20 protein-coding genes are annotated in these 21,286 nt (G+C 71.1%); 2 read left to right on the plus strand and 18 right to left on the minus strand.

All coding sequences use genetic code 11. The features are described 5' to 3' along the window. Positions 1 to 3: 3 nt before the first annotated feature. From atpA to rpmE, 12 genes are all read right to left on the minus strand, one after another. On the minus strand, positions 4 to 1,650 hold the full coding sequence (gene atpA, locus C8E84_RS06305) for a F0F1 ATP synthase subunit alpha (protein WP_159900437.1): 1,647 nt from the start codon (positions 1,648 to 1,650) through the stop codon (positions 4 to 6). A 102-nt stretch (positions 1,651 to 1,752) separates the two neighbouring features. Then, positions 1,753 to 2,568: a F0F1 ATP synthase subunit delta gene (locus C8E84_RS06310; RefSeq protein ID WP_159900439.1), complete on the minus strand. Its 816-nt coding sequence runs from the start codon at positions 2,566 to 2,568 to the stop codon at positions 1,753 to 1,755. Next, positions 2,568 to 3,152 carry a F0F1 ATP synthase subunit B gene (locus C8E84_RS06315; protein ID WP_159900441.1) on the minus strand — a complete coding sequence of 195 codons (585 nt, stop codon included), beginning with the start codon at positions 3,150 to 3,152 and terminating at the stop codon, positions 2,568 to 2,570. The genes C8E84_RS06310 and C8E84_RS06315 overlap by 1 nt, the downstream gene beginning before the upstream one ends. A 43-nt stretch (positions 3,153 to 3,195) precedes the next feature. After that, positions 3,196 to 3,405, minus strand: a complete 210-nt coding sequence (gene atpE / locus C8E84_RS06320; protein ID WP_159900443.1) for an ATP synthase F0 subunit C — start codon at positions 3,403 to 3,405, stop codon at positions 3,196 to 3,198. Positions 3,406 to 3,489: 84 nt separating this feature from the next. After that, complete coding sequence (gene atpB, locus C8E84_RS06325; RefSeq protein WP_159900445.1) at positions 3,490 to 4,320, minus strand: F0F1 ATP synthase subunit A; 831 nt, start codon at positions 4,318 to 4,320, stop codon at positions 3,490 to 3,492. Between the two features lie 115 nt (positions 4,321 to 4,435). Continuing rightward, positions 4,436 to 4,888 carry a Cg1360 family ATP-synthase-associated protein gene (locus tag C8E84_RS06330; protein ID WP_159900447.1) on the minus strand — a complete coding sequence of 151 codons (453 nt, stop codon included), beginning with the start codon at positions 4,886 to 4,888 and terminating at the stop codon, positions 4,436 to 4,438. Positions 4,889 to 4,981: 93 nt separating this feature from the next. Then, the gene (locus tag C8E84_RS06335; RefSeq protein WP_159900449.1) at positions 4,982 to 6,373 is read right to left on the minus strand and encodes a sugar transferase; all 1,392 of its coding nucleotides are present in this window, start codon (positions 6,371 to 6,373) and stop codon (positions 4,982 to 4,984) included. A gap of 13 nt (positions 6,374 to 6,386) precedes the next feature. Beyond that, positions 6,387 to 7,679, minus strand: coding sequence for a serine hydroxymethyltransferase (locus C8E84_RS06340; protein WP_159900451.1), 1,293 nt, complete (start codon positions 7,677 to 7,679; stop codon positions 6,387 to 6,389). Next, positions 7,672 to 8,433: an L-threonylcarbamoyladenylate synthase gene (locus tag C8E84_RS06345; protein ID WP_159900453.1), complete on the minus strand. Its 762-nt coding sequence runs from the start codon at positions 8,431 to 8,433 to the stop codon at positions 7,672 to 7,674. The genes C8E84_RS06340 and C8E84_RS06345 overlap by 8 nt, the downstream gene beginning before the upstream one ends. 58 nt (positions 8,434 to 8,491) lie before the next feature. Continuing rightward, positions 8,492 to 9,373 (minus strand): peptide chain release factor N(5)-glutamine methyltransferase, encoded by an 882-nt coding sequence (gene prmC, locus C8E84_RS06350; protein WP_159900455.1) that lies wholly within the window; start codon positions 9,371 to 9,373, stop codon positions 8,492 to 8,494. After that, positions 9,370 to 10,446, minus strand: a complete 1,077-nt coding sequence (gene prfA, locus C8E84_RS06355; protein WP_159900457.1) for a peptide chain release factor 1 — start codon at positions 10,444 to 10,446, stop codon at positions 9,370 to 9,372. Before prfA ends, prmC begins: the two co-directional genes overlap by 4 nt. Positions 10,447 to 10,574: 128 nt before the next feature. Further along, positions 10,575 to 10,790, minus strand: a complete 216-nt coding sequence (gene rpmE, locus C8E84_RS06360) for a 50S ribosomal protein L31 (protein WP_159900459.1) — start codon at positions 10,788 to 10,790, stop codon at positions 10,575 to 10,577. Between the two features lie 328 nt (positions 10,791 to 11,118). Here rpmE and C8E84_RS06365 point away from each other — a divergent pair, with 328 nt between their 5' ends. After that, complete coding sequence (locus C8E84_RS06365; RefSeq protein WP_159900461.1) at positions 11,119 to 11,973, plus strand: LLM class flavin-dependent oxidoreductase; 855 nt, start codon at positions 11,119 to 11,121, stop codon at positions 11,971 to 11,973. Beyond that, the gene (locus tag C8E84_RS06370; RefSeq protein WP_159900463.1) at positions 11,970 to 12,518 is read left to right on the plus strand and encodes a GNAT family N-acetyltransferase; all 549 of its coding nucleotides are present in this window, start codon (positions 11,970 to 11,972) and stop codon (positions 12,516 to 12,518) included. The genes C8E84_RS06365 and C8E84_RS06370 overlap by 4 nt, the downstream gene beginning before the upstream one ends. A 142-nt stretch (positions 12,519 to 12,660) precedes the next feature. On the opposite strand, the gene rho is transcribed toward C8E84_RS06370, so the two are convergent. From rho to argS, 6 genes are all read right to left on the minus strand, one after another. Then, positions 12,661 to 14,547, minus strand: a complete 1,887-nt coding sequence (gene rho / locus C8E84_RS06375) for a transcription termination factor Rho (RefSeq protein WP_246196819.1) — start codon at positions 14,545 to 14,547, stop codon at positions 12,661 to 12,663. Between the two features lie 197 nt (positions 14,548 to 14,744). Next, the gene (thrB, locus tag C8E84_RS06380; RefSeq protein ID WP_159900465.1) at positions 14,745 to 15,692 is read right to left on the minus strand and encodes a homoserine kinase; all 948 of its coding nucleotides are present in this window, start codon (positions 15,690 to 15,692) and stop codon (positions 14,745 to 14,747) included. Next, on the minus strand, positions 15,689 to 16,792 hold the full coding sequence (gene thrC, locus C8E84_RS06385; RefSeq protein WP_159900467.1) for a threonine synthase: 1,104 nt from the start codon (positions 16,790 to 16,792) through the stop codon (positions 15,689 to 15,691). The genes thrB and thrC overlap by 4 nt, the downstream gene beginning before the upstream one ends. A gap of 6 nt (positions 16,793 to 16,798) precedes the next feature. Continuing rightward, positions 16,799 to 18,139, minus strand: a complete 1,341-nt coding sequence (locus C8E84_RS06390) for a homoserine dehydrogenase (protein ID WP_159904570.1) — start codon at positions 18,137 to 18,139, stop codon at positions 16,799 to 16,801. 44 nt (positions 18,140 to 18,183) lie between these two features. Beyond that, complete coding sequence (lysA, locus tag C8E84_RS06395; protein WP_159900469.1) at positions 18,184 to 19,623, minus strand: diaminopimelate decarboxylase; 1,440 nt, start codon at positions 19,621 to 19,623, stop codon at positions 18,184 to 18,186. A gap of 10 nt (positions 19,624 to 19,633) precedes the next feature. Further along, on the minus strand, positions 19,634 to 21,280 hold the full coding sequence (gene argS, locus C8E84_RS06400) for an arginine--tRNA ligase (protein ID WP_159900471.1): 1,647 nt from the start codon (positions 21,278 to 21,280) through the stop codon (positions 19,634 to 19,636). Positions 21,281 to 21,286: the final 6 nt, after the last annotated feature.

A 21,286-nucleotide genomic window follows, 5' to 3' on the forward strand; every position in this document is an offset into this window, starting at 1 on the left:
ACATCAGCGGCGCTGCTTGACGATCTTCTCCTGCTCGGACTCCTGGGCCCGGGCAGCTGCCTCGTCCTCGGCCTCGTTCCCGGCCTGGATGCCGTCGGCACCCGAGGCCTGGAAGAGCTTGGCCTTGAAGTTCTCGATCTCGGAGTCGAGCGCCTGCTCGGTCTCCTCCTCGAACTTGCCCGTCTCGCGGATCGCGTCGAGCAGCTCGACGCGGCTGCGACGCAGGTGGTCGAGGAAGTCGGCCTCGAAGCGGCGGACGTCGTCGACGGCGATGCTGTCGAGCTTGCCGGTCGTGCCCATCCAGATCGAGACGACCTGCTCCTCGACCGGGTACGGCGAGGCCTGACGCTGCTTGAGCAGCTCGACGAGGCGAGCACCCTTCGCGAGCTGCGCACGCGAAGCCGGGTCGAGGTCGGAGGCGAACATGGCGAACGCCTCGAGCGCGCGGTACTGGGCGAGGTCGAGCTTGAGGCGACCGGCCACCGACTTCATGGCCTTGATCTGCGCGGCACCACCGACTCGCGACACCGAGACACCCACGTCGATCGCCGGGCGGACGTTGGAGTTGAACAGGTCCGACTGGAGGTAGATCTGGCCGTCGGTGATGGAGATGACGTTGGTCGGGATGTAGGCCGACACGTCACCAGCCTTGGTCTCGATGATCGGCAGGCCGGTCATCGAGCCGGCGCCGAGGTCGTCGGAAAGCTTGGCGCAGCGCTCGAGGAGCCGGCTGTGCAGGTAGAAGACGTCACCCGGGTAGGCCTCGCGGCCCGGCGGGCGGCGCAGCAGCAGCGACACGGAGCGGTAGGCCTCGGCCTGCTTGGACAGGTCGTCGAAGACGATGAGGACGTGCTTGCCCTGGTACATCCAGTGCTGGCCGATGGCCGAGCCGGTGTACGGGGCGAGGTACTTGAAGCCCGCGGAGTCGGAGGCCGGAGCGGCGACGATGGTGGTGTACTCCATCGCGCCCGCCTCCTCGAGCGTGCCGCGGACGGCGGCGATCGTGGAGCCCTTCTGGCCGATGGCGACGTAGATGCAGCGCACCTGCTTCGTCGGGTCGCCGCTGTCCCAGAACTCCTTCTGGTTGATGATCGTGTCGACCGCGACCGTGGTCTTGCCGGTCTGGCGGTCACCGATGATGAGCTGGCGCTGGCCACGGCCGATCGGCGTCATGGCGTCGACGGCCTTCAGGCCGGTCTGCAGCGGCTCGTGCACCGACTTGCGCTGCACGACGTTGGGCGCCTGGAGCTCGAGCGCCCGGCGCTCCTCGCTGGCGATCTCGCCGAGGCCGTCGATCGGCGCACCGAGCGGGTTGACGACGCGGCCGAGGAACGCGTCGCCGACGGGCACGGAGAGCACCTCGCCGGTCCGCTTGACCTCCTGGCCCTCCTCGATCGCGGAGAACTCACCGAGGATGACGACGCCGATCTCGTGGACGTCGAGGTTGAGCGCCAGGCCCAGCGTGCCGTCCTCGAACTGGAGGAGCTCGTTGGTCATCGCCGAGGGCAGGCCCTCGACGTGCGCGATGCCGTCGCCGGCGTCGGTCACGCGACCGACCTCTTCGCGCGCGGCTGCGCCGGGCTCGTAGGACCGGACGTAGCTGTCCAGGGCGTCCCGGATCTCGTCCGGACGGATCGAGAGCTCCGTCATGTTCTGATCTTCTCCTCGGTCACCGGCCCCTGGTGGGGCCGAAGTCTGTGGTCGGTGGTGCGGTGTCTTGCGGTGTTCGGATGCCGTGCGTGGACTGCGGTGTCAGCCGCCGGTCACGTGGCGGCGGGCTTCGTCGAGGCGCCGCAGGACGGTGCCATCGACGACGTCGTCGCCGACCTGGACCCGGATGCCGCCCATGACGGTGGGGTCGAGGACGACCTGGAGGCTGACGGCCTTGCCGTAGTGCGCCTCGAGGGCGCTGCGCAGCCGGGCACCCTGCTGCTCGGTGAGGGGCGTCGCCGCGGTGACGAGCGCGGTGAGCTCGTCACGGCGGGTCGAGGCCAACGCGAGGTAGGCCTCCATGGTGCGGTCCAGACGGCGTCCGCGGGGGGCGCGCACCGCCTGCTCCGCGAGGCGGACCGTCTCGGGCGCCGCCTTGCCTTCGAGCAGACCCCGCACAAGGGCGGCCTTGCCGTTGCCGTCGGTGTTGCGGCTGGAGAGCGTGTCGCGCAGAGCGGGGTCGCCGGCGACGATCCGCTCGAAGCGGAAGAGCTCGTCCTCGACCCGGTCGATGTGACCGGCCCGCTCGGCCGTGGCCAGGAGGCACTGCACGGCCAGTGACTCGAGTGTGTCCGTGAGGTCACGCTCGGCGGACCAGCGCTGCCCTGCGACCTCGGCGACCAGGTTGGTGGTGGTCTCACCGACCTTGCCTCCGAAGACCGCACGGGCCAGGCCCTGCTTCTCGGCGGTGCCGCGCGAGGGGTCCGCAAGGGCCCGACGCAGCGACGCGTTGCCGTCGACGACCGCGGTCACGGCGAAGAGCTCATCCGCGAGCGGCGCCCAGGACGACCCCTGCGCCAGCACGGCGTCGAGCGCCGCCTGCACCGCAGTGGCCGAACCTCGCGACGAGCCGCGCATCAGGCGTCCTGCCCCGCCGGGGCAACCTTCTCGGGGACGATGTCGCCGGCCTCGAGGTCCGCGAGGAACCGGTCGACGATGCCCTTCTGGCGCACCTCGTCCTCGAGGGACTCGCCGACGATCTTGCCGGCCAGGGTCGTCGACAGCGTGCCGACCTCCTGGCGCAGCTGGACCACGGCCTGCTGGCGCTCGGCCTCGACCTGACGCTTGGCCGACTCGGAGATGCGGGCAGCCTCGGCCTGGGCCTGGGCACGCATCTCCGCGACGATCGACGCGCCCTGCTCACGAGCGGACTCGCGGATCTCGTTGGCTTCGGTGCGGGCCTCGGCGAGCTGGGCGTTGTACTTCTCCAGGGCAGCCTGAGCCTCGGCCTGCGCCTGCTCGGCCTCCTGCATGCCGCCCTCGATGGCTGCGGCACGCTCGGCGTACATCGCCTCCATCTTCGGCACGACGCTCTTGGAGAAGATCCGGTAGAGGATGGCGAAGGCGATGAGTCCGATGATGATCTCGGCGGGGTGCGGCAGCAGCGGAAGTGCTGCCGGCCAGCCGACACCCTCGGATGCCTTCACGGATGCGAGAACCACGTCGCTTCCTTATCTGTCGATCGAACGGGGGGTCGTCGGTGCGTCAGCCTGCGAAGACGAAGACGAACACGAGACCGAGGATCGCGAGCGCCTCGGTGAGGGCCATACCGGTGAAGGCGATGGTCTGGAGCATGCCTCGGGCCTCGGGCTGGCGAGCGACGCCGTTGATGTAGGCGGCGAAGATGAGACCCACACCGATACCGGGGCCGATGGCGGCGAGGCCGTAGCCGAGGAAGGTGATGTCACCAGTCATTGCGTTTTCCTTTCGGTGGCGCCAGGGGCTCCCGGCGTCGGAGTGTTCATGCGGTGGTTGTACTTACCGGACGGATCCGGGAGATCAGTGGTGCTCGCTCACCGCGTCGGAGATGTAGAGCGCGGCGAGCAGGGTGAAGATGAACGCCTGGAGGAACTGCACCAGGAGCTCGAAGAACGTCATGACGATGCCGAAGCCGAGGCCGAGCACGCCGGAGAACTGGACGAACAGGTTGCTGCCGTGCAGCAGCAGGTACTCGCCGCCGAGGATGAAGACGAGCAGCATGAGGTGGCCAGCGAGCATGTTGCCGAACAGTCGAAGCGCGAGCGTCAGCGGCCGGATGAGGAAGTAGGTCAGGAACTCCAGGATGAACATGATCGGCTTGAGCCAGCCGGGCAGCCCGGGGGGCACCAGCGACTTGAGGTAGCCGACGACGCCGTGCTTCCGGCGGATCGCGACGGTGTGGTAGACGATGTAGACGATCAGGGTCAGCACGATCGGGAACGCGATCCGGCTCATCGAGGGGAACTGCACGAACGGCACGATCCCCATGATGTTGTTGAACAGGATGAGCGTGAACAGCGTCAGCAACAGCGGCAGGAACTGCAGGAAGTCCTTCGACCCGATGACGTCGCGGGCGATGGTGTTGCGGACGAAGTCGTAGCTCTGCTCGGCGATCCACTGGCGCTTGGTCGGCACGATGGTCAGCTTGTTGACCACGCTCATGTAGTAGATCGCGATGATCACGACAGAGGCCATGACGACGAACGAGGGACGGGTGAACGCCCAGTTGCTCGTGTCGCTGCCGATCAGTGGCCACCAGAAGGACTCGGGGCCGGGGGCCTGGAAGCCCTCGCCGTCGGTTGCGGCGATACCGCTCTGAAGCCAGTGTGCGGGAACCACGCTCAGGCTCACAGCCTCTCCTCGGGGGTTGCACAGGCGCCATCGACGGGCACCCGGGGGAACGGGACGTACGCTACCGGACCCGTGAGGGTGGCCGCGACGCAGGTCGTGACGGTTTCGACGCGTCTCACCGTGCGGCGCCGTCGGCCGCGGGCGGGTCGTACACGGGAACACGTGCGGTGCGCAGGGCGCGCATCGCGAAGCCCTGCCAGACGATCGTCACGACCAGGGCCACGATGCCCAGGGCCGGCCCGTCGACCCACGCGGCGTCCTTGAACGCCAGGATGACGAGCAGCAGGGCGATGACCTGGCCGAGGTAGACGGCCATGGCGACGGCGAAGAACGCGTGCGGGCTCGCACTGCGCACGAGCCTGCTCAGCAGGAACATGCCGGAACCGAAGAAGCCCACCGAGACCACGAGTCCGATGAGCGCACCGGCCAGGGCGTCTCCTCCACGCACGAGCACCAGGGCGACGACCGTCAGCACCCCGGCGACCAGCGAGGGCAGCAGTGCCCCGCGCAGCATGGCCCCGAAGGGCGCGCCGGCGTGCGGCTCGGTGCTCGTGGAGCGGTCGGTCATCGGTGATCGGCCTCTTCAGGGGTCGTGACGGATAGGTCTCCGGGACGGCTTGTGAAAGTTATCACAAGCCGCGGGTGCAGCCCAAAAGGGCGCTCAGACCCGCCGCGTGACGATGACCCAAATGGTGCGGGCGATGATCTCGAGGTCGAGCACCGGCGACCAGTTGACGAGGTACTGCAGGTCGTAGCCCAGCTTGTACTCGGCATCGGTGTGGTAGCGCCCGTGGATCTGCGCCAGGCCGGTCAGCCCCGGTGGGACCTCGTGCCGGCGGGTGTACCCCGCGATGTCCCGCTCGAAACCGGCGGTCAGCTCAGGCCGCTCGGGGCGCGGCCCGACGATGGACATCTTTCCCGTCAGGATGTGCAGGATCTGGGGCAGCTCGTCGGCCCGGGTCGCCCGCACCCACCGGCAGGCCGGGATCACCCGTGAATCGGCCTTGCCCGTCGAGAGCGTCGCCACGCCGTCGGCCTCGGCATCGGTGCGCATCGTGCGGAACTTGACCATGTCGAACGGTTCCCCCCCCACGCCGACGCGCGTCTGGGTGAAGAGCACCGGCCGCCCGGCGACCGCGAACTGGTACAGCGACACCGCCACGAGCAGGACGATCCACACCGGAGCGGTGACGACGAGCAGCACGAGGTCGAGGATCCGTTTGAAGTGCCGCTGCGAGCTCGGCATGGTCTGCGCGTGGAGGAGGACGAACGGCATCCCCCCGATCTCGCGCAGCCGATCGAGACCGAACAGCGTCTCGCGACCGGTCACCCGCAACAGGGTGGTCAGCCCCAGCTGGTCGAGATGGTCGATGGTCCTGGGGTACCAGCTGTCCAGCCACGCGCCGGTGACGAGCAGGACGTCGGTGGCCCGCAGCTCACGGGCCACCTCGACGACGCCAGCCGGGTCGTCGACCTCCGCGACGACGACCAGCGCCCTGGCCTCGACGGCAGCCAGGTGCCGTCGGGCGAGCTCGAGGTCACCCTGCTCCCCCGCGATGACCACGCGTGGCGGGCCCTCACGACGCGTCCGCAGGGCATGCACCACCGCGCGGTTGATCGCCACGACGACGGCGCCCAGCACGATGACGGCGAGCAGGTTCGGGATCGGGAACGGCAGGACCCGTTGGGTCAGTGAGCCGCGCTGGTTGGCCAGACTCGTGAGGGCGAGGTTGAGCAGCGCGATGAGGCTGCCGGCCGCCAGCGACAACCCGGCAGCCCGTGGGAAGACGGCGGCACCGCCGAGCCGCGGCTCACGTTCGTACAGCCCGCCGAAGTAGAACGCCGAGATGAAGATGGCCGTCGAGACGGCGAAGGACACGGCATACGCACCCGTCGGGTACGTCGGCCACGGCGGCAGCCCGTAGCGCCACCACATCGTCCCCACGGCCAGCCCGAGGATGGCGACGCCGTCCAGGAGCATGACGAGCCGGAACCCACGGCTGTTGAGCCGGGCCAGGATCGGCCGGTCGGCGCCGGGGCTCGGTGTGGACACGTGGAACGAGGCCTCAGGCCTGCGCCGCACCCGCACGCGGGTATGCCGGGAAGCGCCCGACGAGCTCGCTCACCTGGGCCCGCACCTCGCGCGAGACCGCGTGGCCCGGGTCTGCGTCACCGTGAACGACGGCCTTGGCGATCAGCTCGGCGATCGTGCGCATCTCGTCCTCACCCATGCCCTGGGTCGTGACGCACGGCGTGCCGACGCGCACCCCGGAGGCGATGTTCGGCGACTGCGGGTCGAAGGGAATGGCGTTCTTGTTCAACGTGATCCCGGCAGCGTCCGCGCGTGCCTCGGCGTCGACGCCGGTCACCTGAACGGGCTGGAGGTCGTGCAGTGACAGGTGGGTGTCCGTACCCCCCGTCGTCGGGCGGATGCCGTGCTCCCCGAGCGTCTGCGCGAGGACCTTGGCATTGGCGACGACCTGGCGGGTGTACGCCGCGTACTCCGGCGTCGCGCACTCCTTGAAGTTGACCGCCTTGGCGGCGATCGTGTGCATCTGCGGCCCGCCCTGCATCATCGGGAAGACGGCCCGGTCGATGGCGGTGGCGTGCTCGGCCTTGCACACGATGGCTCCCGAGCGCGGGCCGCGCAGCACCTTGTGCGTGGTGAACGACACGACGTCGGCGTGGGGCACCGGGCTGGGGATGGCACCGCCGGCGACGAGGCCGATGAAGTGTGCCGCATCGACCCAGAAGATCGCCCCGACCTCGTCGGCGATGGCGCGGAACCGGGCGAAGTCGATGAGCCGCGGGATGGCTGAACCACCCGCGAGGATCACCTTGGGGCGGCGTTCCTTGGCCAGGCGCTCGACCTCGTCGTAGTCGATGTCCTCGGTGTCCTTGTCGACCCCGTAGTGCACCGCGTCGAACCACTTGCCGGAGAAGGACATCTTCGTGCCGTGGGTCAGGTGCCCGCCGTGCGGCAGGCTCATCGCGAGGATGGTCTCGCCGGGCTTGAGGAAGGCACCGTAGACGGCCTGGTTCGCGCTCGCGCCGGAGTGGGCCTGGACGTTGGCGTGGTCGGCGCCGAACAACGCCTTGCAGCGCTCGATCGCGAGCGACTCGGCCTTGTCGACCTCGGAACAGCCGCCGTAGTACCGGCGCCCCGGGTACCCCTCGGCGTACTTGTTCGACAGGGTCGAACCGAGCGCGGTCAGCACCTCGGGGCTGGAGAAGTTCTCGCTCGCGATCAGCTGGAGGCCGCCGCGCAGGCGGTCGAGCTCGCTCAGCAGCACCCCCGCGATCTCGGGGTCGAAGGCGTCGAGGGCGCCGAAGTCGGATCCGTAGAACGTGTCAGTCATCGTCGCTGCTCTCTCGCTGCTCACTGGCGGTGGGGGTTTCGCTCGCGGCGGGCGGATCGGACGCGTCCGCCGCGTCCTCGTCGCCCGGCTGCGGGCGCGACAACTCTAGGGCGTCGGCGCGGGCCCGCTCGACGACGTCCATGACGTCGGCGGTCGCGAGGGCTCCGACCCGCAGGATCACCGGCTCGTCACGGGTGCAGTCGACGATCGTCGATGGGAGGCCACCGGTGACGGGCCCGCCGTCGAGGTAGAACTCGACGGCCGCACCGAGCTGGCTGGCCGCCTCGACGACGGTTCGCGATGCCGGGTGGCCGGTGCGGTTCGCGCTGCTCACCGCCATCGGCCCCACCTCGCGCAACAGCTCCAGCGCAACCGGGTCGTCCGGCATCCGCAGGGCGACCGTGCCCCCGGTGTCGCCGAGGTCCCACATCAGGGACGGCTGGGCACGCAGGACGATGGTCAGCGGGCCGGGCCAGAAGGCGGCCACCAGCGCCCGCGCGTAGTCGGGAACGTCCGTCGCGAGCCCGTCGACCGTGCGCGCATCGGGCACGAGCACGGGAGGCGGCATGTCGCTCCCCCGCCCCTTGGCAGCGAGGAGGTCGTGCACGGCATCCGGGGAGAAGGCGTCAGCCCCGATGCCGTAGAGGGTGTCGGTGGGCATCACGACGAGGCTGCCGGCGCGCACCCCGGCGGCGACCTTGGGAATGGCATCCGCCCGTCCGGGCTCGGTCGTGCAGTCGAAGACGGGGCTCATGAGGACAAGCCTAGGGTCGAACCGGGCTCGGCTCGTGAAGGCCCCCGTCGAGGGCGCGTCACCCGGTCGGCTCGGCACGCAGCGCCACCGTCGCCCGGGGCCGGCCAGTGAGATCGGCGTGGTCGACCACGTCGGCCCACAGCCCGGTCGCCCGCAGCGCCGCCGGCAACGAATCCCCCTGGCTGTCGGCGTGTTCCATGACGAGCACCCCACCCTCGCGCAGCAGCACCGCGGCCCGGGCAGCGACCGCCAGCGGGATCGCCAGGCCGTCCGCCGACCCGCCGTAGAGCGCGAGGTCAGGGTCGTGGTCACGCACCTCCGGATCGACCGGCACGGCACCCACGGGAATGTACGGCGGGTTGCTGACGACCACGTCGACCTGACCCTCGAGGTCGTCGAAGGCCGTCGTGGCGTCACCGAGGCGCACGTCGACCTCGAGCCCGAGGTGGTCGCGGTTGGCCAGCGCCCACCCGTGGGCGAGGTCGGACAGCTCGACCGCGAGCACCGCGGCTGCGGGAAGCTCGTCCTTGACCGCCAGCGCGATGGCCCCCGAACCGGTGCACAGGTCGACGACGACCACGCCGTCACCCCCGTGGCCCATGGCGGATGCCGCGTCGATCGCGAGCCCGGCGCTCACCTCGGTCTCGGGTCTGGGGACGAACACGCCGGGCCCGACGGCGAGGGTGAGCCGCCGGAAGTGGGCGCGACCCGTGAGGTGCTGCAGCGGGACCCGGGTGAGCCGCTCGCTGACGAGGGCCTCGAACGCCGCCGCGAACCCGGCATCCGGGGTCGTGCGCAGCACCATCGCGCGACGCACGTCGCCCGCGGTGGTGCGCAGGGCGAAGGCGGCGAGCTCGACGGCATCCGTCTCGGGTGAGCGGATGCCGGCCCCCTCGAGGCGCGCGGACGCCTCCCGGACCGCGGTGTGGAGGTCGCTCATCGGTCGGCGACGGCGGCGAGGCGGGCGGCCTCGTCGGCGTCGACGCAGGACTGGATCATCGGGTCGAGGTCGCCGTCGAGCACGGTGTCGAGGTTGTAGGCCTTGAAGCCGGTGCGGTGGTCGCTGATCCGGTTCTCGGGGAAGTTGTAGGTGCGGATCCGCTCGGAACGGTCGACGGTGCGCACCTGGCTGCTGCGAACACTGGCATCCGCGGCGTGGCGCTCGTCCATGGCGATCTGGTGCAGCCGGGCACGCAGCACGCGCAGGGCCGCCTCGCGGTTCTGAAGCTGGCTCTTCTCGTTCTGGCACGACACGACGAGGCCGGTGGGCAGGTGGGTGATGCGCACGGCCGAGTCGGTGGTGTTGACGCTCTGGCCGCCGGGGCCGCTGGAGCGGAAGACGTCGATGCGCAGGTCGTTGGGATCGATCGTCACCTCGACCTCCTCGGCCTCGGGCATGACCCAGACACCCGCGGCGCTGGTGTGGATGCGCCCCTGGCTCTCGGTGACGGGAACGCGCTGCACCCGGTGCACCCCGCCCTCGAACTTCAGCCGCGCCCACGGGGCCTCGCCCGGGGCGGCGGTTCCGCGTGCCTTCACGGCGACCCGCACGTCCTTGTAGCCGCCGAGGTCGGACTCGGTGGCGTCGAGCACCTCGGTGCGCCAGCCCCGACGCTCGGCGTGACGCAGGTACATGCGCAGGAGGTCACCCGCGAACAGCGCCGACTCCTCGCCGCCCTCACCGGCCTTCACCTCGAGGATGACGTCGCGGTCGTCGTCGGGGTCACGCGGGATGAGCAGGCGGCGCAGTCGGTCCTCGGCGGCGGCGAGGGTGGCCTCGAGGGCGGGGATCTCGTCGGCGAACGCCGGGTCCTCGGCGGCGAGCTCGCGCGCGGCCTGGACGTCGTCGCGCGCGGCCACCCAGGCGTGGTGGGCGGCCACCGTGGGGCCGAGAGCGGCGTAGCGCTTGTTCAGCTCACGGCTCTGGTCCGGGTCGGAGGCGATCGCCGGGTCGGCCATCTGCGCCTCGAGTGCGGCGTGCTCGGCGACCAGGGCCTGGGCTGACTCGAGCACGGACTCTCCTTCGGGGCTGGCTGGGGGCTTACGCGGTGCTGCGGTGGGGTGCTGCGGTGTGCTTCGGGGGTGAAACGCAAGTGCGCCGGCCCGTCCCGACGAGGGGACGGACCGGCGCACCGGGCAAGCTACTTGGCGGCCTTCTTGCCGTAGCGGGCCTCGAAGCGGGCCACGCGGCCACCGGTGTCGAGGATCTTCTGCTTGCCCGTGTAGAACGGGTGGCACTGCGAGCAGACGTCGGCGTGGATGGAGCCGCTCTTGGCCGTGCTGCGCGTCTCGAACGTGGCACCGCAGGTGCAGGTGACCGTCGTCGGGACGTAGTCGGGGTGGATGTCCTTCTTCACGATGTTTCTCCTTGGAGGTGTCCGGGTCGGCGGGTTCAGCACGGTGCTGCAAACCCTTGGCGCCCCGACTGCGCCCCTCGTGGTGAGGGCGCTCAGGAAACGCATCGGATGCCGTGAACCGGTCCAGCGATCAAGTGTGCCAGAGGTGGCGCACAGGGTCCTAAACGCCGAAGCGCCTCCCCCTCATTCCCGCCCTGCCCCGTCATGCCCACTTCGTGCGACTTCCGTGCGGTTCTGGGCCCAGAACCGCCGGTGGGCTGCACCCAAGTCGCACGAAGTCGGAGTCGGTCGGGGTGCCGTCAGCGGGGGCAGTGGGTACGGTGCGGGGATGAAGTTCGGAGCCGTCATCACGTACGCCACCGAGCGTGAGTTCACCGAGCTCGCCGTCGTCGCCGAGCGCGCCGGGTGGGACCAGGTCTTCACGTGGGAGGCGGTCTGGGGCCAGGACGCGTGGGTCACCCTCGGCGCCGCAGCCCTGGCCACCGAGCGCATCCGGTTGGGCACCCTGCTCACCCCGGCCGCCCGGCACCGGCCGTGGGACCTGGCGTCGAGGGTGGCCTCGGTCGACCGGCTCTCGGACGGTCGGGTGACGCTGGGGGTCGGCCTGGGTGCGTTGCACGGCAACTGGCTGGCCTTCGAGGCCGATGAGGGCCGGGCCGTGCGCGCTCGCAAGCTCGACGAGGTGCTCGACATCTACGCAGGTCTGATGGGCGGGCAGCCATTCTCGTACACGGGCGAGCACTTCTCGGCCTCCCCCGTCACCGAACTGGTGCCGCCACCACCGGTGCAGACACCCCACCCGCCGGTGTGGTGCGTCGGGCTGATGCTGCCCGGTCGAAGCCGACAACGGTCGTTGGAGCGGGCCGCCCGGTGGCAGGGCGTCTTCCCGGCGGTCGCCGGCGGCAGCCTGGAGAACCCGGGGTCGCACCTCACACCGGTGTCCCTACGTGAGCTGGTCGGGCACATCACGACGCTGCGCGCGGCTGACGGCCAGAGCATGGAGGGCTACGACGTCGTCGTCGAGGGCGACAGCCACGGTGAGTTCGGCACGGTCCGCCCGCCCGTGGAGCAGTGGGCGGATGCCGGTGCCACCTGGTGGGTGGAGTCGTGGTGGGACCTGCCCGACTCCCCCGAGGGCCGCCGCGAGATGCGGCGTCGCCTCGAGCTCGGGCCCCCGAGGTGAACCCCGAACCCGGCCGCGACACGGCGTCCGGCGTCGTGGTGCGGGAGGCCACCGCGCAGGATGCCGCGGCGCTCGTCGACCTTCGAGCGCTGATGTTCGAGGCGATGGGCACCCCCAGCGAGCTGCTCGAGCACGACGCCTGGCGGGACGCGGCACTGGCCTGGTTCAGCCGCCGCATCGGCACTGCGGAAGACGTGCGGGTCGTCGTCGCGGAGGTCGACGGGACGGTCGCCGCCGGCATCGTGGGCGAGGTGACCTCCCTCATCCCCGGGCCCGGAACGCCCAACGGGTCGGTCGGGCTCATCTCGAACGTCGCGACCTTCCCGACGTATCGCGGGCGTGGCCTGGCTGGCCTGGTCACGGATGACCTGCTGCGCTGGTTCTCCTCGAGCACCGACGTGACGCGCGTGGACCTCTTCGCGACCCCCGGGGGCGCCCGGATCTATGAACCCCGAGGATTCGTGAACCGCAGCTTCCCCGGAATGAGCCTGTCGGTGCGGCGCGAGACGACGCGCGCCGCTCCGATGAGCCCCCAGGGCAGCTAAGGCGTGACCTACCGCCTGGTATCTGCCGTGATCGCAGCACCTACCAGGCGGTAGGTGGCGCCGTAGCGAGCCGCGACGAGGCACGCCGCCCCGCAGAGGTCCGGGGCGGCGTGCCTCGTCGTGGAGATCGGCGACCGACGGGTCAGTCGTCCTCGTCCTCGAGCTTCATCGTTGCGGTCTGCTGCACCTGGGTGAGGAACTCGTAGTTCGTCTTGGTCTTGCGCAGCCGGTCCAGCAGCAGCTCGATGCCCTGCTGGGAGTCCAGCGCAGCCAGCACCCGGCGCAGCTTCCACATGATCCGCAGCTCCTCGGGAGCGAGCAGGATCTCCTCCTTGCGCGTGCCCGAGTTGTTGACGTCGACGGCAGGGAAGATCCGGCGGTTCGCGAGCTGACGGTCGAGCTTGAGCTCCATGTTGCCGGTGCCCTTGAACTCCTCGAAGATCACCTCGTCCATCCGCGAACCGGTCTCGACCAGCGCCGTCGCGAGGATGGTGAGCGAGCCACCGTCCTCGATGTTGCGGGCCGCGCCGAAGAACTTCTTCGGCGGGTACAGCGCGGCGGAGTCGACGCCACCGGACAGGATGCGCCCGCTGGCCGGGGCCGCGAGGTTGTAGGCCCGCCCGAGCTTGGTGATCGAGTCGAGCAGCACGACGACGTCGTGCCCCATCTCGACCAGGCGCTTGGCCCGCTCGATCGCGAGCTCGGCGACGGTGGTGTGGTCCTCGGCCGGGCGGTCGAAGGTCGAGGAGATGACCTCGCCCTTGACGGCCCGCTGCATGTCGGTGACCTCCTCGGGACGCTCGTCCACGAGGACGACCATGAGGTGGCACTCCGGGTTGTTCGTCGTGATGGCGTTGGCGATCGCCTGCATGACCATCGTCTTGCCGGCCTTGGCCGGGGCGACGATGAGGCCGCGCTGGCCCTTGCCGATGGGCGCGACGAGGTCGATGATGCGCGTCGTGAGCAGACCCTGCTCGGTCTCCAGGCGCAGGCGGTCCTGCGGGTAGAGCGGCGTGAGCTTGCCGAACTCGGGGCGGTGGCGGGCGTCCTCGGGCGTCATGCCGTTGACCGTGTCGAGCTGGGCCAGCGGGGTGTACTTCGCCCGGTGGTTGCGGCCACCGACGTTCTGCTGCTGCCCCTCGTCACCGTCGCGCGAGGCCTTGATCGACCCGGTGACGGCGTCACCCTTGCGCAGCCCGTGGCGCTTGACCAGCTGGAGCGGCACGTAGACGTCGCTGCTGCCGGGCAGGTACCCGGTGGTGCGCACGAACGCGTAGCTGTCGAGGATGTCGAGGATGCCGGCGACGGGCACGAGGACGTCGTCCTCGGTGATCGACGACTCGACGGGGCCGTCGACCTGGTCGCCGCCGGGACGGCGCTTGTCGCGGTTGCGTCCACGGTTGCGGCGACGACGGCCACCGCGGCCGTCCTCGTCGTCGAAGCGGTTCTGGTTCTGGCCGCCCTGGGCACCGCCGTTCTGCTCGCCCTGCGACCCACCGGCACCGGCGTCGGCGGATGCCGTCTGGTCGCCGCGGTCCTCGGCCTGGGCATCGCGGGCCTCGGTACGGTCCTGGCGGGCGGCGCGTGTGCGGGTGCGACCGGCGCCGCGCTCACCGCGGGCCTGGCCGTCGGCCTGCTCGGCAGCGTCCGGCCGGGCATCGCGCTCGGCGGCGGAGACGGAAGGGGGGGCCTGCTCGGGGGTCCCTGCCGCAGCGGCCTGCTCCGTCGCGGCTGCCGACTCGGTGCCACGGCCACTGCTCGTGGCCCGGCGCGACCGACGCGGTTCGGTGCCGCGCGTGGGCTCACTGGCGCGCGCCGACGGCTCGCTCGCGGCGGCGGGCCCGCTCTCACCGTTCTGGCGGGACTTGATGGCGGCGACGAGGTCGCCCTTGCGCATCTTGGTGGTGCCGCTGATGCCCATGCTCGAGGCCAGCCCTTGGAGCTCTGCCAACCGCATGGCGGTGAGTGCTCCGGAACGACGCGGGCTCGCGCCCGCAGTCGACGGCTCGAGAGTGGTGGTGTCTGACACGAAGGATCCTTTCCCTCGCTCGTGGATGGCCTCGATACGGCCGATCTCGGGGGGTTCACGTCGGGGCCGCAGCGCAGGCTGAACGGGGTTCCCAGATCGTGGAGGTCGACTCGCGGCAGGCAGCGGGGGGAAGCCCGGCATCGGCTGCGGTCGCACGGTCACACTAGCACCGACGCCCCAACGTCACCGCCGGTCGATCAGGCTCGTGACAGCACCGTGACCCTGGCCCCGTGATCGGGGATGCCGGGGGTCAGTACGCGCCAGCCGGCCTCACCGTGCGCGCGCACCTCCTCGACGTGCTCGCGCCGGGCCAGCACGAGGACGGACGGGCCGGCACCGGAGATGACGGCCGCGTGGCCGCGGGAGCGCAACCGGTCCACGAGGGACATCGACGCGGCGTACGAGGGGCGGCGGGCCTCCTGGTGCAGCCACTCCTTGGTGGCGGCGAGCAGGTGCTGCGGGGCGAAGCCGATGGCGTGCGCGAGCAGGGCGGATCGCGCGGAGTTGGCCGCAGCATCCGCCAGACGAACCTGTTGTGGCAGCACCGAGCGGGCCTTGGCGGTCGACAGCTGGACGTCCGGCGCGAAGACGACCGGCACGACGTCGGGGTGCACGGGCAGGTGCACCGTCGTGGTGCTGGCCTGTTCGTCGTCGGACCACGACAGCGTGAAGCCCCCGTACACACTCGCCGACGCGTTGTCGGGGTGCCCCTCCAGGCGTGAGGCGAGCGAGTTCGCGAAGGTGAGGTCGACGGCATCCCCGGTGGCTCCGGCCGAGACGTCCGCCAGCGCCTGCGCGGCGACGATGCCGGTGACGATCGCGGTGGCCGACGAGCCCATCCCCCGGCCGTGCGGCACCTCGTTCGTGCAGTCCAGGGCCAGCCCGGCGGGCGGCTCGACGCCGAGCTCACCCCAGGCCACGACCATCGCCCGGTGCACGAGGTGGGTCGCGTCGAGCGGAACGCTGCCCGCCCCCTCGCCGGCGACGGCCACGCTCAGGCCCGGCGTGGAGGTGACACGGGCCCGGCAGGTGTCCCACACCCCGAGGGCGCAGCCGATCGAGTCGAAGCCGGGGCCGAGGTTCGCGCTGCTCGCCGGCACCCGCACCTCGACCTCGACACCGGCCCGAAGCCGCGTGGTGCTCACCCGTCGAGGCCCAGGGCCACCGCGACGCTGAACGCGTCGACAGGCACACGCACCGGGGTGACGTCGCCACCGTCGGCGGTGCGCAGCGCCCACTGGGGGTCCTTCAGCCCGTGCCCGGTCACCGTGCACACGATGGTGGCGTCGCGCGGGACGATGCCTGCGCGGTGCGCCTTCAGCAGGCCGGCGATGCTCGCCGCCGACCCGGGCTCGACGAAGATGCCCTCGGTCGAGGACAGCACCCGGTGACCCTCGAGGATCTCCTCGTCGGTGACGGAGTCGATGTGCCCGCCGGACTCGTCACGGGCGGCCTCGGCCTGCGCCCAGGACGCCGGGTTGCCGATGCGGATCGCCGTGGCGATCGTCTCCGGGTCATCGACCGGGTGGCCCAGGACGATCGGGGCCGAACCCGCCGCCTGGTAGCCCCACATCTGCGGGGTGCGCGTCGCGACGGCGGGCAGCTCGACGCCAGCGACGCCCGTCGTCACCGAGGCGTACTCGGTGTAGCCACGCCAGTAGGCGGTGATGTTCCCGGCGTTGCCGACCGGAAGGATGTGGATGTCGGGGGCGTCACCCAAGGCATCGACGACCTCGAAGGCCGCGGTCTTCTGCCCCTCGATGCGGGCGGGGTTGACCGAGTTGACGAGCTCGACCGGGTAGGCCTCGGCGAGCTTGCGGGCCACGGTGAGGCAGTCGTCGAAGTTGCCCTCGACCTGGATCAGGGTGGCGCCGTGGGCCACGGCCTGGCTGAGCTTGCCCATCGAGATCTTGCCGTCGGGCACGAGCACGGCACACGTCATGCCGGCCTTGGTGGCGTAGGCGGCGGCGCTGGCGCTCGTGTTGCCGGTGCTCGCGCAGATGACGGCCTTGGCACCGTGCTTCTTGGCCATCGACATCGCGGTCGTCATGCCGCGGTCCTTGAACGACGCCGTCGGGTTGAGCCCTTCGAACTTGACGAGCACGTTGGCTCCGGTGAGCTCCGAGAGCCCCTCGCACGGGATGAGCGGCGTGCCGCCCTCCTGGAGCGTCACCACCGGCGCCCCCGCCAGCATCGGCAGCCGCTCGGCGTACTCGCGGATCACTCCGCGCCACAGGTGCGCCATGACTGGTCAGTCCCCTTCCACACGCATGACGGACGCGACGTCGTCCACGGAATCCAGCCCCGCGAGAGCGTCGACGGTCGCCGACAACGCGGCATCCGAGGCGCGGTGCGTCACGACGATGAGCTTGGCGCGCTCCCCCGCCCCCGGGGCGACCTGCTGGCGCACGGTCTCGATCGACACGCCCTGCTCGGCGAAGGCCGTGGCGACCTGCGCGAGCACACCCGGGCGGTCGGCGACGTCGAGGCTGATGTGGTACCTCGTGAGCGCCTGGCCCATGTCCACCGCCGGGAGGTCGGCATAGGCGGACTCGCCCGGCCCGCGGCCACCGGCCACCTTGTGGCGGGCGACGGCGACGACGTCACCGAGAACGGCGGATGCCGTTGGGTCGCCCCCGGCGCCCCGGCCGTAGAACATGAGCGGCCCGGCAGCGGTGGCCTCGACGAACACCGCGTTGAAGGCGTCGCGGACGCTGGCCAGCGGGTGGCTGCGCGGGATCATCGCAGGGTGCACGCGCACGCTGACGGCATCCGAACCGTCTGCGCTGGTGACCCGCTCACAGATCGCGAGCAGCTTGACGACGCAGTCCATCTCCTTGGCGGCCTGGATGTCGCCGGCCGTCACCTCGGTGATGCCCTCGCGGTGCACGTCAGCGCTGGAGACGCGGGTGTGGAAGGCCAGGCTGGCGAGGATGGCGGCCTTGGCGGCGGCGTCGAAGCCCTCGACGTCGGCGGTGGGGTCGGCCTCGGCGTAGCCCAGGGCCTGGGCCTGCTCGACGGTCTCGGCGAAGCCGGCACCGCTGGTGTCCATCTTGTCCAGGACGAAGTTCGTCGTGCCGTTGACGATGCCGAGCACCTTGCGGACGTCGTCACCGGCGAGGGACTCGCGGATGGGGCGCAGGATCGGGATGGCCCCGGCCACGGCGGCCTCGTAGTAGAGGTCGACGTCGGCGGCATCCGCGGCGGCGTAGAGGGTCGGGCCGTCCTCGGCGAGCAGCGCCTTGTTGGCCGAGACCACCGAGGCGCCGTGCTCCATGGCGCGCAGGATGAGCCCGCGGGCGGGGTCGATCCCGCCGATGACCTCGATCACGATGTCGGCGCGGGTGACGAGTTCCTCGGCGTCCGCGGTGAACAGGGCCGGGTCGACCGGGACGTCCGGACGCGGGCGCTGGGGGCGCCGCACCGCGATGCCGACGAGCTCGAGCGGGGCACCGACGCGCGCCGCGAGGTCGTAAGCGTGCTCGACGAGCCGCGTCGCGACCGCCGAACCCACGACGCCGCAGCCGAGCAGCGCGACGCGCAGGGGGGCACGCCCAGGTGCCTGCGTCAGGGCACCGGTGGCGTGCGCCATCGTTTCGTGCGCCATGGTGGGGTCCATCTCCTCGCTGTCGATCCTCACGCGTCCGCCACGTCGAGGGCGAGCAGGTCTTCGATGGTCTCACGCCGCACGAGCACGCGTGACCGCCCTCCACGGACGGCGACGACCGGCGGCCGCGGCGTGTGGTTGTACTGGCTGGACAGGGCGCGGCAGTAGGCCCCCGTGCCCGGGACGGCGATGAGGTCGCCGGGCTGCACGTCCGCCGGCAGGTACTCGTCGAGCACGACGATGTCACCGCTCTCGCAGTGCCGTCCGACGACCCGAGAGAGCATCGGCCCGGCCTCGGACCGGCGGTTGGCCAGGGTGCACGAGTAGTCGGCCTCGTACAGCGCCGGGCGCGCGTTGTCGCTCATGCCGCCGTCGACCGAGACGTAGGTGCGGGTGTGGCCGCCGCCGACCTCGACGGGCTTGACGGTGCCCACCTCGTACAGGGTGAAGGTGCTGGGGCCGACGATGGCGCGACCGGGCTCGATCGAGACCCTCGGCAGCGTGCTGAGGTCGCCGTCGCCGACGGCCTTGAACTCGCGTTCGAGGATGCCGGCCATCTCGCCCGCCAGCGTGCTCGCCGGCAGAGGGGTGTGCTGCGAGGTGTAGGCGATGCCGTACCCGCCGCCGAGGTCGATTTCGGGGCAGTGGTGCCCGTGCTCGTCGGCGATGCGGGCGTGCAGCGCGACGAGCCGGTGAGCGGCCATCTCGAAGCCGCCGGTGTCGAAGATCTGGCTGCCGATGTGGCTGTGCAGGCCGAGCAGGTCGAAGACGTCAGGGCGGGCGAGGATGCGCGTGGCCGCCTCGAACGCCTGACCACCGGCGAGGCTGAAGCCGAACTTCTGGTCCTCGTGACCGGTGGCGATGAACTCGTGGGTGTGCGCCTCGACACCCACGGTCACGCGCACCATGACGGGGGCGACGACTCCGAGCTCGGCGGCGACCGCCGCGATGCGCTCGATCTCCTGGAAGGAGTCGACGACGATGCGGCCCACCCCGTAGGTCAGGGCCGCGCGGACCTCCGCGACGCTCTTGTTGTTGCCGTGGAAGCCGATCCGCTCACCGGGGAACTTCACCCGCTGCGCGACGGCCAGCTCGCCTCCGGTGCAGACGTCGAGGCTGAGCCCTTCCTCCTCGACCCACCGGGCGACCGCCGTGCAGAGGAAGGCCTTGCCGGCGTAGTAGACGTCGGCCCCCGCGAGCGGCTCGAAGGCACCCGCGAAGCTGTCGCGGAAGTCGCGGGCGCGCGAGCGGAAGTCCTCCTCGTCCAGGACGTAGGCGGCCGTGCCGTGCTCCTGCGCCAGGGTCACGACGTCGAGGCCGCCCACCGTGAGGCGACCGGCGTCGTCACGGCCGACCGTGGCGGGCCACAGCTGGGGCAGCAGCTCCATGACGTCGGTGGGAGTGGGCAGGTAGAGCGGCGGGCCACCGTACCCCTCGGCATGCAGGACACCAGCCTCGTGGATGCGCATAGGTCAGCCCTCACATGCGCTCGGGGGCGCTGACCCCGAGCAGGTCGAGCCCGTTGGCGAGCACCTGGCGGGTCGCGTCGTTGAGCCACAGACGGCTGCGGTGCAGGTCGGTGACCTCCTCGTCGACGCTCATCGGGCGCACCCGGCAGGTGTCGTACCACTTGTGGTACCGACCGGCGAGCTCCTCGAGGTAGCGGGCGACCCGGTGCGGTTCGAGCAGGTGAGCGGCCTGGGCCACCACCCGCGGGAAGTCGCCGAGGGCGGCCAGCAGGGCGGCCTCGGTGGGGTCGGTGAGCAGGCCGGCGTCGAAGCCGCCGTCACGGTGCACGCCGTCCTCGGCCGCCAACCGGGCCACGTTCGCCGTACGGGCGTGCGCGTACTGCACGTAGAACACCGGGTTGTCGTTGGTCTGCTTGCGCAGCTCCTCACCGTCGAGGGAGAGCGGGCTGTCCGCCGGGTACCGCGCCAGCGAGTACCGGACGGCATCCGAACCGATCCACTCGAGCAGCTCGTCCATGTAGATCGCGTTGCCGAGCCGCTTGCCCATGCGCTCCCCCGCGATGGAGACGAGCTGGCCAATCTTGACCTCGATGTTGTGCTCGGGGTCATCGCCCGCGCACGCCGCGATCGCCTTGAGCCGGTTGATGTAGCCGTGGTGGTCAGCGCCGAGCAGGTAGATCTTCTCGTCGAAGCCGCGGTCCTTCTTGCTCAGGTAGTACGCAGCGTCGGCGGCGAAGTAGGTCGGGGTGCCGTCGGCCCGGATGAGGACACGGTCCTTGTCGTCGCCGAAGTCTGTCGTGCGCAGCCACACCGCTCCCTCGTGGTCGAACACGTGGCCCTGCTCGCGCAGCCGGGCCACGGCCTGCTCGACCGCGCCCCCGTCGTGCAGCCCCCGCTCGGAGAACCACACGTCGAAGTGCACCCCGAACCCGTCGAGGGTGCGCTGGATGGCGGCCAGCTGCGCCACGTAACCGAGGTCGCGAGCCAGCACCGCGGCATCCGCCTCGTCGAGCTCGAGCAGGTCGGGTCGCTGCGCGAGGACCTCGGCGGCCCGGTCGGCGACATAGGCGCCCGGGTAGCCGTCCTCCGGGGGCTCCTGACCCTTGGCGCGCGCCAGGACCGAGGCGCCGAACTTGTCCATCTGCGCACCGGCATCGTTGATGTAGTACTCGGCCGCGACCTGCGCCCCGGCCGCGACGAGGAGCCGGCGCATCGCGTCGCCGAGGGCCGCCCACCGGGTGTGCCCGATGTGCAGGGGCCCGGTCGGGTTGGCCGAGATGAACTCCAGGTTCACCACGCGGCCCGCCTCGGTGGTGCCGTGCCCGAACGTCGGGCCCGCCTCGACGATGGCGCGCGCCAGCTCGCCGGCGCTCGCGGCCTCGAGGGTGATGTTGAGGAAGCCGGGGCCTGCGACGTCGACGGACTGAACCCCGGTCACCGAGGCGAGGTGCGTCGCGAGCGCCGTCGCGAGGTCGCGCGGGGGGATGCCCGCGCCCTTGGCGAGCTGGAGGGCGATGTTGGTCGACCAGTCCCCGTGATCGCGGTTGCGCGGACGCTCGACCCTGACCTCGGCGGGCACGGTGATCGAGAGGTCACCTGCGTCGACGGCGGACTGGAGAGCGGCGCGGATCGCGGCCGAGAGCTGTTCGGGGGTCACCCGCCC

The organism is Ornithinibacter aureus (genome assembly GCF_009858245.1).
Lineage (GTDB): Bacteria > Actinomycetota > Actinomycetes > Actinomycetales > Dermatophilaceae > Fodinibacter > Fodinibacter aureus.

Coding starts and splice junctions, on each gene's coding strand:
- atpA (WP_159900437.1), bottom strand. CDS start 1,650: ATGACGGAGCTCTCGATCCGTCCGGACGAGATCCGGGACGCCCTGGAC.
- C8E84_RS06310 (WP_159900439.1), bottom strand. CDS start 2,568: ATGCGCGGCTCGTCGCGAGGTTCGGCCACTGCGGTGCAGGCGGCGCTC.
- atpE (WP_159900443.1), bottom strand. CDS start 3,405: ATGACTGGTGACATCACCTTCCTCGGCTACGGCCTCGCCGCCATCGGC.
- C8E84_RS06330 (WP_159900447.1), bottom strand. CDS start 4,888: ATGACCGACCGCTCCACGAGCACCGAGCCGCACGCCGGCGCGCCCTTC.
- C8E84_RS06340 (WP_159900451.1), bottom strand. CDS start 7,679: ATGACTGACACGTTCTACGGATCCGACTTCGGCGCCCTCGACGCCTTC.
- C8E84_RS06345 (WP_159900453.1), bottom strand. CDS start 8,433: ATGAGCCCCGTCTTCGACTGCACGACCGAGCCCGGACGGGCGGATGCC.
- prmC (WP_159900455.1), bottom strand. CDS start 9,373: ATGAGCGACCTCCACACCGCGGTCCGGGAGGCGTCCGCGCGCCTCGAG.
- C8E84_RS06365 (WP_159900461.1), top strand. CDS start 11,119: ATGAAGTTCGGAGCCGTCATCACGTACGCCACCGAGCGTGAGTTCACC.
- thrC (WP_159900467.1), bottom strand. CDS start 16,792: ATGGCGCACCTGTGGCGCGGAGTGATCCGCGAGTACGCCGAGCGGCTG.
- C8E84_RS06390 (WP_159904570.1), bottom strand. CDS start 18,139: ATGGCGCACGCCACCGGTGCCCTGACGCAGGCACCTGGGCGTGCCCCC.
- lysA (WP_159900469.1), bottom strand. CDS start 19,623: ATGCGCATCCACGAGGCTGGTGTCCTGCATGCCGAGGGGTACGGTGGC.